The 11,058-nt window shown below is 72.0% G+C and carries 10 protein-coding genes and 1 pseudogene; 6 read left to right on the top strand and 5 right to left on the bottom strand.

The features are described 5' to 3' along the window. Window positions 1-90 precede the first annotated feature (90 nt). Both RB614_RS15050 and RB614_RS15045 read right to left on the bottom strand, forming a co-directional pair. The gene (locus RB614_RS15050) at window positions 91-1,875 is read right to left on the bottom strand and encodes a putative bifunctional diguanylate cyclase/phosphodiesterase (RefSeq protein ID WP_308713105.1); all 1,785 of its coding nucleotides are present in this window, start codon (window positions 1,873-1,875) and stop codon (window positions 91-93) included. Beyond that, entirely contained in the window at window positions 1,872-2,678 is an 807-nt protein-coding gene (locus tag RB614_RS15045; protein ID WP_308713104.1) for an SAM-dependent methyltransferase, read from the bottom strand. Before RB614_RS15045 ends, RB614_RS15050 begins: the two co-directional genes overlap by 4 nt. Window positions 2,679-2,880: 202 nt before the next feature. On the opposite strand from RB614_RS15045, the gene RB614_RS15040 reads away from it, so the two are divergent. Next, window positions 2,881-3,321, top strand: a complete 441-nt coding sequence (locus RB614_RS15040; protein ID WP_308713103.1) for a thioredoxin family protein — start codon at window positions 2,881-2,883, stop codon at window positions 3,319-3,321. Window positions 3,322-3,464: 143 nt separating this feature from the next. Next, complete coding sequence (locus tag RB614_RS15035) at window positions 3,465-3,905, top strand: DUF4395 domain-containing protein (RefSeq protein ID WP_308713102.1); 441 nt, start codon at window positions 3,465-3,467, stop codon at window positions 3,903-3,905. A gap of 59 nt (window positions 3,906-3,964) precedes the next feature. On the opposite strand, the gene RB614_RS15030 is transcribed toward RB614_RS15035, so the two are convergent. From RB614_RS15030 to RB614_RS15020, 3 genes are all read right to left on the bottom strand, one after another. Further along, entirely contained in the window at window positions 3,965-4,636 is a 672-nt protein-coding gene (locus RB614_RS15030; RefSeq protein WP_308713101.1) for a response regulator transcription factor, read from the bottom strand. A gap of 7 nt (window positions 4,637-4,643) precedes the next feature. Then, entirely contained in the window at window positions 4,644-6,290 is a 1,647-nt protein-coding gene (locus tag RB614_RS15025; RefSeq protein WP_308713165.1) for a sensor histidine kinase, read from the bottom strand. Window positions 6,291-6,377: 87 nt separating this feature from the next. Further along, a complete protein-coding gene (locus RB614_RS15020) occupies window positions 6,378-8,174 on the bottom strand; it encodes an AMP-dependent synthetase/ligase (protein WP_308713100.1) in 1,797 nt (598 codons plus the stop codon). A 76-nt stretch (window positions 8,175-8,250) separates the two neighbouring features. Between RB614_RS15020 and RB614_RS15015 the strand changes: the two genes are divergently transcribed. From RB614_RS15015 to RB614_RS15000, 4 genes and pseudogenes are all read left to right on the top strand, one after another. Beyond that, window positions 8,251-8,700, top strand: coding sequence for an SRPBCC family protein (locus tag RB614_RS15015; protein WP_308713099.1), 450 nt, complete (start codon window positions 8,251-8,253; stop codon window positions 8,698-8,700). Further along, window positions 8,697-9,050, top strand: a pseudogene (locus tag RB614_RS15010) (hypothetical protein); the annotation flags it as partial. The gene RB614_RS15015 and the pseudogene RB614_RS15010, both read left to right, overlap by 4 nt. A gap of 290 nt (window positions 9,051-9,340) precedes the next feature. Beyond that, window positions 9,341-10,288, top strand: a complete 948-nt coding sequence (locus RB614_RS15005) for an ROK family glucokinase (RefSeq protein WP_308713098.1) — start codon at window positions 9,341-9,343, stop codon at window positions 10,286-10,288. Between the two features lie 80 nt (window positions 10,289-10,368). Continuing rightward, the gene (locus tag RB614_RS15000; protein WP_308713097.1) at window positions 10,369-11,037 is read left to right on the top strand and encodes an endonuclease/exonuclease/phosphatase family protein; all 669 of its coding nucleotides are present in this window, start codon (window positions 10,369-10,371) and stop codon (window positions 11,035-11,037) included. Window positions 11,038-11,058 lie beyond the last annotated feature (21 nt).

Raw genomic sequence — 11,058 nt, 5'->3', positions numbered from 1 at the left:
TGCTGGTCACGGCGCGGCCACTGGCCCAAGATGAAGTTCCGGGCTACCGCGGACGTCGCGGTAGCTCGGATCTTTGTCTTGAAAGATCGGCTACAGCAGGGCGTCTACGTGGGACGGGGGCATCGGGGCGCCGAAGTGCCAGCCCTGGGCGGCGTCGCAGCCGATGGCGCGCAGCCGGTCCGCCTGGGTCGCCGTCTCCACGTTTTCGGCCGTCACCGTCAGCTTGAGCGTGTGGGCCAGCGACACCAGCGTCGCCAGGATGCGTTCGTCGGTGATGCTGGCCGGCTCGGCGGCGGGGGCGCGCAGGCCCTCGACGAAGGAGCCGGCCACCTTCAGCTCGCAGACCGGGAGCGTCCGCAGGTACGACAGGTTGGAGTAGCCGGTGCCGAAGTCGTCGATCGCGATCCGCACGCCCAGGTCGGCCAGGGAGCGGAGGCTGTCGACGGACTCGTCGGCGTTGTTCATCATGGCGCTCTCGGTGATCTCCAGCTGGAGCCGGTCGGGCGGGAGGCCGTGCTCGCGCAGCAGGCCGGTGACCTCCTTGACCAGCCCCTGGCCGCGCACCTGGCGGACGGCCAGGTTGACGCTCACGAACGGTGCCTTCGGGCTCAGGTCGACCCAGCGGCGGGCCTGCCGGCAGGCCTCGGCGAGCACCCAGCCGCCCAGGCGGACGATCAGCCCGGTCTCCTCGGCCAGCCCGATGAACTTGTCCGGCCGCAGCACGCCGAGCTGCGGGTGCCGCCACCGCACCAGCGCCTCCACGCCGAGCAGCCGCCCGTCGGCGAGCGAGACCAGCGGCTGGTAGTCGAGGCAGAACTCGCCCCGCTCCAGCGCGGCGGGCATCGCGGACGACAGCGCGTACCGGGTCAGCTCGCGCTCGTTGCGCTCCGGGTCGAACAGCGCCCACCGCCCCTTGCCCGAGGTCTTGGCCCAGTGCAGCGTGATGTCGGCGGCCCGCATCACCTCGCTCGGCGTGGTGCCGGCGACCGGGCGCTCGACGATCCCGATGCTGGCCGAGACGCGCAGCTCCTGCCCGTCCACGACGGTCGGCTCGTTGATCGCGGCCAGCGCGGCGTCGGCCACCTTGAGCACGTCGTCGGTGCAGGTGGTGTCTTCGACCAGGATGACGAACTCGTCGCCGCCCAGCCGGGCCACCAGGTGCTCGCCGACCCCGCGGCGCAGCTTGGCGGCGACCGAGGTCAGCAGCAGGTCGCCGGCGTGGTGGCCGAGCGTGTCGTTGACCATCTTGAAGCCGTCGAGGTCGACGAAGCAGACGCCGAGCCGGCGGGACGAACCGCCGTCGCGGTCGAAGGCGGCGGCCAGCCGCTCGGTGAAGAGCGCCCGGTTGGGCAGGTCGGTGAGGGGGTCGTGGGTGGCCTGGTGGCGGAAGCGGGACTCGCTCTCGCGCAGCGCCTGCTCGGCCTGCTCGCGGGCGACCATCGCGGCCCGGCGGATCGACTCCTGCTCGTCGAGCGTGCGGTCGCGCAGCGCCCGGGCGTACCCGATCGCGACGCTGCCGAGCAGCCGCGCCATCCGGTCGCGCAGGTCGTCTCCGGAACCAGGATCGGCGGAAGGGGCGGTCGGGGAGAGGCCGAGGTCGCGCAGGAGGCGAAGCTCGATGACCTCGATGGTGCGGCCGAGGCCCTCGGCCGAGGCGATGTGGGCGGCGACCAGGTCGGCGCCGATCTGGTACCCGCGGCGGAGGCTGAACGGCTCGGCGTAGAGCGCCTCGACGAGGCGGACCGTCAGCCCCTCCAGGAACCCCTCCAACTGGGCCGGGGTCACCGGCAGGTAGCTGGTGCCGGTCACCGCCTTGGCCCAGGCCCGCGCGAAGACCGCGAGGCCCGGGCGCTGCCCGCCGCGCTCGTGGCTCACCCGAGCCGACCTACGCCGCCGATGTAGATGGACCGCTCGGCCTCCTCGACCGCGTGCGGGCTGTCCGGCCGCCACTCCGGTACCCACACCACGCCCGGCTCGACCAGCGTGAACCCGTCGAAGAGGCGGGTGATCTCGGCGCGTCCCCGGTTGTGCAGGGGGTGGTCGGTGCGCTGGTAGATCGCGTAGGCCTCGGCCCACTCGGTGGAGGTGCGCCCCTCGCCGCAGGCCTGGGAGAGCACGAGGTAGCTGCCGGGGGCGAGCGCGGAGCGGAGGCGGGCGACGATCTCGGCGGGCCGGTCCTCGTCGCGGACGAAGTGCAGGACCGCCACGATCATGAGCGCCACCGGCTGCCCGAAGTCGATCAGCTTGCGCACTTCGGGGTGGTCGATGATGCGGTCCGGGTCGCGGATGTCCGCCTGGACGGCGACCGCCCGCTCGTTGCCGTCGAGGATCTCCCGGCTGTGCCCGACCGCGAGGGGGTCGACGTCGACGTAGACCACGGTGGACTCGGGCGCCGCCGCCTGGGCGATCTCGTGCACGTTGCCCACGGTGGGGATGCCGGAGCCGATGTCGAGGAACTGCCGGACGCCCGCCTCCGCCAGGAAGCGCACGGTCCGCCGCAGGAACGCGCGGTTGGCCTGGGCGATCAGCGGCGTCTCGGGTACGGCGGCGATCATCGCCTGGGCGGCTTCACGGTCGACGGCGAAGTTGTGCGACCCACCGAGGAAGTAGTCGTACATGCGGGCTGTGCTGGGCCGATCGATCTCGATCGTCGCTGATGCCCAGTCCGGACGTCGCATACCGTCCCCTCTGTCCTGTCCGGGGGCCAAAAGGCGGGCTTGGGTGGTCGCCGCCATTGTGCCCGTAGAGTGTGCCGTCTTCCAGACCGCCCGCTGTACCCCGCCCGTACCGGCAGACTACGCCCGAATGGCGCTGTGTGAGGTTCGCCCAGCCGGCGGGACGCCATGGTCATCCTGACGGTGACGTGTCACCGTGGGGAGCGTGGACCGTACGGCCTGGAGCGGGCTCGTCGTGGCCGTGGTGGCGCTGGCCGCCGCGACCGCCTTCGGGCTGTGGCGACGCCGCCGCGACGGCCGACTGCGCGCCGCCCCGGAGACCGCCCCGATGCCGGCGGTGCTGACCACGCTCGGGGTCGAGGAGGGCACGCCGGCCACGCTGTTGCAGTTCTCCTCCGCGTTCTGCGCGCCGTGCCGGGCCGTCCGGCGGGTCTGCGCCGACGTGGCCCAGACCGTCGACGGGGTGCGGCACGTGGAGGTCGACGCCGAGAGCCACCTGGATGCGGTCCGCGAGCTGGGCATCTGGCGTACGCCGACGGTGCTGATCGTCGACCGGAGCGGGCGGGTGGTCCAGCGGGCCTCCGGCGTGCCGGCCAAGGGCCAGGTCATCGCCGCGGTCGCCGCACTGCTGGAGCCGGTGCGATGACCGCTGGAGCCGGTGGCATGACCAAGCGCTTCCTGCTCACCCGCCGCCGCGCCGTCGACCACGGCCGGCTCGCGGCGAGCCTCTGTACGGGCTGACTGGCACCCGCTTTCCAGTCCGTCCCGTCGTACCCCCGGAGGCTCCTCATGCTGCTCGACCCCCGCGGCCCGCGCTTCGCCGCGGCGCTCACCGCCATCGTCGTCGTCGCCGTCCTGATCACCGGCTCAGGGTGGCTCGCCCTCGCGCAGGCGGCGGTCTTCGCCATCACCGCCGTCGATCCCCGCCGCGGCCCGTACGGGCTGCTCTACCGCGCGCTGGTCGCGCCCCGGCTGGGCCGCCCGGCTGAGTTGGAACCGGCCGCGCCGGTGCGCTTCGCGCAGGTGCTCGGCTTCGGGTTCACGCTCGTGGCCGGCGTCGGATACCTCTCCGGCGTGCCCGCGCTCGGGCTGGTGATGGCCGGGTTCGCGCTGGTCGCGGCCTTCCTCAACGCGGCCTTCGGCCTCTGCCTGGGCTGCGAGGCCTTCCTGGCGTTTCGCCGCCTGACCGGGCGGCCGATGGCAGCGCGGGTGCCGGTGGGGCGCGCGTGATCGAAGCTCACTTCAAGTCGTTCTAACGACTTGAAGTGAGCTTCGATCACAGAGGGGGCCTAGAACTTCGGTGCGTCCGGGGCCTCGAGCAGGCCCAGGCGCAGCGCGGTCATCAGGGCCTGGGCGCGGTTGGCGGCGCCGAGCTTCTCGTACAGCTTCGAGATGTGGGTCTTGGCCGTCGACTCGCTGACGAACAGCTGCTTGGCGATGCCGGCCACGCTCATGCCGTCGGCGAGCAGGCGGAGCACCTGGCCCTCGCGCGGCGACAGCTGCGGGCCGGACGGGGCGAGCCGGCGCTTCATCGCCTCGGCCAGGTCGGCCGCGGTGAACGCGCTGGGGGAGGAGGCCGCGTGCCGGGCGGCCGCCACCACCTCGTCGGCCGGGGCGGTCTTCGGCACGAACGCGCTGGCACCCGCCTCCAGGGCGCCGAAGAGCTGGTCGTCTCCCGCGTACATGGTCAGGACGACGATGCCCATGGTCGAGGAGGACTTGCGCAGCGCGCGGGTGGCCTCGAGGCCGCTGCCGTCCGGCAGGCGCAGGTCCATGATCACGACATCGGGCTGCAACGCGCCGGCCTGGCGGACCCCCTCGGCAGCCGTGGCCGCCTCACCCACGACCTCGAACTGGCGGTCCCGCTCGAACGCGTGCCGAAGACCCTTGCGGATCAGGTCGTGGTCATCGACGAGGAGGACCTTGGTGCGGGTGGTCGGTGGTGTGGGGCTGGTGGTCATGCTGGGCTTACTCCCCTTCTGGTGCATTCACGCTATCGCGCACGCTATCGCGCCGGGGCGAGCTTCCCAGCACGACAGCGACAGTTGTGCCGCTCGGATGACGTGGCCTGATCTCTAGCCGGCCACGGATACGTTCCGCCCTCTCGGCCATGATCGCAAGACCGTACCTCCCGTCCGGCCGCTGGTCAGCGATGCCCTGACCGTCATCCGACACTTCAATTTGCGCATACGGAGGATCGACGGCGCACGTGACCCAGAGATTCGACGCGCCGGCGTGCTTGCGCGCGTTGGTGATCGCCTCCTGGGCGATGCGCAGGAGCTCGGCCTCGGTGGCGGCCGGCAGCCGGGCGGTGGACTCGTCGAGGGTGTAGTGGACGCGGAGCCCGGCGGAGGCGCCGACCTGCCGGGCGTACTCGGAGATTGCGGCCGCCAGGCCACCGTGCCGGTCGACCTCGCTGCGCAGCTCGAAGAGGCTAAGCCGCAGCTCAGTGATGACGCGGGTGACCTCGCCGCGGAGGGTACGGAGCTCCTCGCCGCTCTCCTTCGCCTCCTCCGGCAGGAGCGCGAGGGCGTTGTCGATGCCGTACCCGACCATCACCAGCTCCTGCGCCACGCCGTCGTGGATCTCACGGGCGAGGCGCTGCCGCTCCTCGTTCGTGGCGAGGGAGCGGACCTCGTCGAAGAGCAGGGCGGCCTCCAACCGCAGCGCGGCCGGCCCGGTCACCGCGGTCACCCGCCCCACGACCGACGAGGGGTACGCGTTGGTGACATCAGCCTCGAGAGTCACTAATCCGACAGTGCGGACTCCGGCCACAAGAGGGACCACGAGGGCCGAGACATCACCCTTGCGGTGTGAACGCGCCTGCGACCGGTGGGCGGTCTGCGGCTGCTGGCTCGCCCACGCGTCGGCGATCGCCGAGTCGGCGTCGAGCGTGGTCTCCCAGTCGACCCGGTCGGCGCCGGTCTGCGCCAGTACGACCAGGCGGCCGCCGCCGCTCGCGGTCAGCACCGCCGCTCGTTCCGTCCGGGTGATCGTGCGCAGCTCGTCGAGCAGGTGCTCGGCGATGCCGCCCGGGTCGAGCGTGGCCCCGGGCAGCTGGCGGGCGACGCTGCGCAGCTGGGTGAGCAGGCGGGTGGCCTCGGCGTACGGCTGTGGGGGGCGGTTGCCCTCGCCGCGCGCCTGGAGCACCCGCTGGAGGGTGCCGGCGGCGGTGATGCCGACCGCGGCGAGGATGAGCCACTGCGCGCAGGCCAGCAGGTAGCCGCCGTCGGTGATCAGCCGCTCGTCGCTGACCTCGGTGACCGCGCCGCCGAAGGTCAGCGTGACCGCGGCGACCCCGAGCAGCGCGAGCGCCTCGCGGGTGCGGCGGTACAGGGTGGCGACGGTGAGCGGGACCGCCAGGTACGGCAGCATCGCCTCCGCGCCCAGCCCGGAGCCGAGCGTCCCCTGGATCTGCGCCTCGGCCGCGACCTTGCCGGCCGCCAGCCCCACGATGATCACCTCGGCGAAGCGGCCGAGCGGGCCGAGCACCGCGTGGCGCGGCGCCAGGACGGCCGGTATCCCCGCCACCGCCAGCAGCCCGATCCACCGCAGCTGCTCCACCTCGCGCGTGGTGATCAGCGTGAGCACCGCGACGAGGGCGAGCACGACCAGCCGCGCCGCCACGGCCAGCGGATGCGGCCGGGGCTGCCCGTGCGGGCGGGTGCGCGGTCGGGCCGCGACGGGGGACGGGAGCACCGGTCAGCCTCCGTAGATCGCGGTGATCTCGTCGGCGTACGTCTTCTGCACCACGCCGCGCTTCACCTTCAGCGACGGGGTCATCTCGCCGGTGGCCTCGGTGAAGTCGCGCGGCAGGATGCGAAACACCTTGATCGCCTCGGCGTGCGAGACGGCCTTGTTGGCCTCGTCGACCGCCTTCTGGATCTCGGCGTGCAGCTTTTCGTCCTCCCGGTGCTCGGCGACCGTGTCGGTCTCCGGGTAGCCCGCCGTGGCGAGCCACTTCGGCCAGGCCTCCTCGTCGATCGTGATCAGCGCGGCGATGAACGGCTGCCGGTCGCCGACCACCACCGTCTGGCTCACCAGCGGGTGCGCGCGGAGGCGGTCTTCGAGCAGCGCGGGCGCGACGTTCTTGCCGCCCGCGGTCACGATGATCTCCTTCTTCCGCCCGGTGATCTTGAGGTAGCCGTCGGCGTCGAGCTCGCCCAGGTCGCCGCTGTGGAACCATCCGTCGGCGTCGATCACGTCGGCCGTGGCCTGGGGGTTGTTCCAGTACTGCCCGAAGACGATGTCACCCTTGACGAGGATCTCGCCGTCGTCGGCGATCCGGATCGTCACGCCGGGCAGCGGGCGGCCGACGGTGCCGATGCGGATCGCGTCTTGCAGGTTGACGGCGACGGCGGGGGAGGTCTCGGTCAGCCCGTACCCCTCGTAGACGGTGACCCCGATGCCGCGGAAGAAGTGCGCGAGCCGCACGCCCAGCGGCGCCCCGCCGGAGATCGCGTCGGCGCACTGCCCGCCGAGGGCGGCGCGGAGCTTGCCGTAGACCAGGCGGTCGAAGAGCGCGTGCTGGAGCTTGACGCCGAGGCCGGGCCCGCCGGGCTTGTCCAGCCCCTCGCTGTACGCGATCGCGACCGCCTCGGCCCGGTCGAAGATCTTGCCCTTGCCCTCGCCGTGCGCCCGCTGCTTGGCGGTGTTGTAGACCTTTTCGAAGACCCGCGGCACCGAGAGCACGAACGTCGGCCGGAACGCCTGCAGGTCGGCCACCAGGTTTTTCACGTCCGCGCTGTGTCCCATCCGGGCCCGGGCGGAGACCACGCCGACCTGGATCAGCCGGGCGAACGAGTGCGCGAGCGGCAGGAAGAGCAGCGTCGAGGCGCCCGGGTGGAAGAGGTTGTGCAGGCCGGGGATCGCGTTGGCGATGTCGGAGTAGATATTGCGGTGGCTCAGGACGCAGCCCTTGGGGCGACCGGTGGTGCCACTGGTGTAGATGATGGTCGCCACGTCGTCCGCCCCGACCGAGGCACGCCGCCGGTCGATCTCGGCCGCCTCTACGCTCGCGCCCCGCCCGACCAGCGCCTCCAGGTCGCCGGTCTCGATCTGCCACACCTGCTCCAGGGCGGGCACCTGCTCCCGTACGCCGGCAACGGCCAGCTGGTGGATGGTGGTCTCCACGAAGCACGCGGTGGCGCCCGAGTCGGCGAGGATCCAGGCCACCTGCTCGGCGCTGGAGGTCTCGTAGATCGGCACGGTGACGGCGCCTGCCGACCAGATGGCGTAGTCGATCAGCGTCCACTCGTAGCGCGTCTTGCTCATCAGGGCCACCCGGTCGCCCGGCTCGATGCCCGCGGCGACCAGCCCTCGGGCCAGCGCCACGACCTCGTCGCGGAACTGGGCGCAGGTGACGTCGACCCACCCCCCGGAGGTACGCCGGGAGAACTGCACCGTGTCGGGGGCGGCCTCGGCGTTGTCCCAGACGGGGTCGGTCAGGTTAGCGGCGGCGTCGATGGTCACCACCGGCGGTACGGCGAACTCGCGCACGGCACTCCTCACGGGAAACTAACCGCAACCTACCCGGGAACTGGGCTTCCCCGCTCGCACGGGTAACCTCGCCGACATGGCGGACTCCTCCACCCAGTCCATCGTCGTCTCCGCGCCCCCGGAGCGGGTCGCGGCCGTCATCTGCGACTTCGCCCGGTACCCGGAGTGGACCGAGGCGATGAAGCGGGTCGAGGTCCTCGAAGAGTACGAGGACGGGTACGCCAGTAAGGTGCGGTTCACTCTCGACGCCGGTGTGATCGCCGACGAGTACACGCTGGAGTACGAGTACGCCGAGGACATCTCCCGGATCGAGTGGCACCTCGTCGCGCCGTCGAAGATGCAGAAGGCGCAGAACGGGTCGTACGACATCGTCGACAACGGCGACGGCACGACCACCGTCACCTACACCTTGGAGGTGGAGTTGTCGGTGGGCATGCTGGGAATGTTCCGCCGCAAGGCGGAGAAAATGATCATGGATACGGCCCTGAAGCAGCTCAAGCGCCGGGCCGAGGGGGAGTCCGCATGAACCCGACCGACCCCGCCTCCGCCCGCGAGGAGGCCGAGCGCCTGGTCGCGACGGTGCTCGCCACCGTCTCGTCCGGCTCCCTCTTCGGCGCGCCCACCGGCCCGGTCGCGACCGGCTCCGCCGAGTGCTGCGTGTGCCCGGTGTGCCGGGTCATCGGGGCGATGCGCGACCCCAACCCGGAGTTCGCCGAGCGGGTGGCGACCGGGGCGGGCGACCTCGCGGCCGGGGTGGCGAGCCTGCTGCGGTCGCTGTCCACGCCGCGATCTGCCCCGGAAACGCCCACGTCCCATTCCGGTTCGCGGGACGATGACGGGGATGTCTGGCGCGCGGCCACCCGGGCCAGTCATGATCCAGGGCCGAGCTAGAGCGGTGGCCACTGACGTTCACCGGGTGACCGGTGGCCCCTCGGCCGCTGGTCACCCGACGCCGGCGAAGGTTCGTGGCCCTAGGGCCTGTATCAAAGAGTTTGTCGGTGCGAGCCGGAGTCCAGGCGGCGTCAGGTGGTGGCGGGCGCAAGGTCGCATACCGGTGTTGTATGTGGCCCTACGCCCGGCGCCGCATGGCGGCGTCTGGGCCCGGCGCAGCCCGGCAAGGAATTTGATACAGGCCCTAGGGGCGCTTCGACAGAGGGGACATCGGCGTGACACTGACCATCGGTGTTGACGTCGGCGGCACGAAGGTGGCCGCCGGCGTGGTCGACGAGACCGGTGCGGTGCTGGCGCAGACGCGCCGCGACACCCCTGCCGAAGACGTGGCCAAGACCCGTGACGTGATCATCGAGGCGGTCCAGGAACTGGCCGAAGGGCGCGAGATCGAGGCGGTCGGCATCGGCGCCGCCGGCTGGATCGACGCCACCCGGTCCAACGTCATCTTCGCCCCCAACATCGCCTGGCGCGACGAGCCGCTCCGCGAGTACGTCACCGCCGCCACCGGCTTTCCGGTCATCGTCGAAAACGACGCCAACGCGGCCGCCTGGGCCGAGTTCCGCTTCGGCGCCGCCCGGCACGCCGAAGACTCGATGGTCCTGTTTACGATCGGCACCGGCGTGGGTGGCGCGATCGTGCTCGGCGGCGAGCTGGTCCGCGGCATCCACGGCATCGCGGCTGAGCTGGGCCACACGTGCTCGGTACCCGGGGGGCACCTCTGCGGGTGCGGGCGGCTCGGCTGCCTCGAGCAGTACGCGAGCGGCAACGCCCTGGTGCGCTTCGCCCGCGCCGGCGCCCGCCAGGAGCCGGGCAACGCGGTCGCCCTGCTCGAACTCGCCGAGGGTGACGCCGAGGCGATCACCGGCCCGATGGTCACCGCCGCGGCGATGGACGGCGATCCGGTGTCGCGGCAGGCGTTCGCGCAGATCGGCCACTGGCTCGGCATCGCCCTCGCCGACATGGTGCAGATCCTCGACCCCCAGATGCTCGTCGTGGGCGGCGGCGTCGTGGAGGCCGGCGACCTCCTGCTCGGCCCCACCGGCCGCTCCTATATGGACTCCCTGGCGCAGCGCGGCCGCGTACCGGTGGCCGAGCTCGTGGCCGCCGAGATGGGCAACGCGGCCGGCGTGGTCGGTGCGGGAGATCTCGCCCGCCGCCGTTAGGGTCGTTGCCGTGAGCGAGCTTGCTTCCGTTGCGCGAGCTTGCTTTTGGTGCGGCGCGAGCGAGCGGACCAGGAGGTTCGGTGGATCTGCGGGTGCTGACGTACAACGTGCACAGCCAGAAGGACGATCAGGACGCACTCGCCGCGGTGGTCAAGGATGTCGCGCCGGACGTGCTGATCGTCCAGGAGGGGCCGCGCCGCTTCCGCTGGCGCGGCAAGACCGCCGAGCTCGCCCGATCTTTCGGCATGCTGGTCGCCGCCGGCGGCTTGCCCTCGCTGGGCAACCTGGTGCTGACAAACCTCCGGGTACGGGTACACGACTCATGGTCGATCCGGCTGCCGCACACGCCAGGGCGGCACATGCGGGGCGCTGCCTTCGCGGAGTGCTCGGTGGGGCCGGCGCGGTTCGTGGTGGCCGGCTCGCACCTGTCGACGTACGCGGACGAGCGCCCGGCACAGGCCAGCGCCGTGCGGGCCGAGCTGTCCAAAGTAGACCTGCCGGTGGTGCTCGGCGCCGACCTCAACGAGCCCTCCTCCGGCGAGGCCTGGCGCATCCTGGCGGAGGGCCTGACCGACGCGGCCGGCGACGTCCAGCGGCCCACCTTCTCCTGCGCCAGCCCGCGCGAGCGCATCGACGCGCTCTTCGTGGACCCGCGGGTCGACGTGCTCGGATACGACGTGGTCGACACCCCCGAGGCACTCCGCGCGAGCGACCACTTCCCGGTGGTGGCGCACCTCCACTTCACGTGAGTCACCCGGGCCCTGGGCGAC

The sequence above is a fragment of the Phytohabitans maris genome, from assembly GCF_031085175.1.
Taxonomy (GTDB): Bacteria; Actinomycetota; Actinomycetes; order Mycobacteriales; family Micromonosporaceae; genus Phytohabitans; species Phytohabitans maris.
The sequence above is the reverse complement of the archived record's forward strand: the minus strand, read 5'-3'. Positions and strand labels throughout refer to the sequence as shown.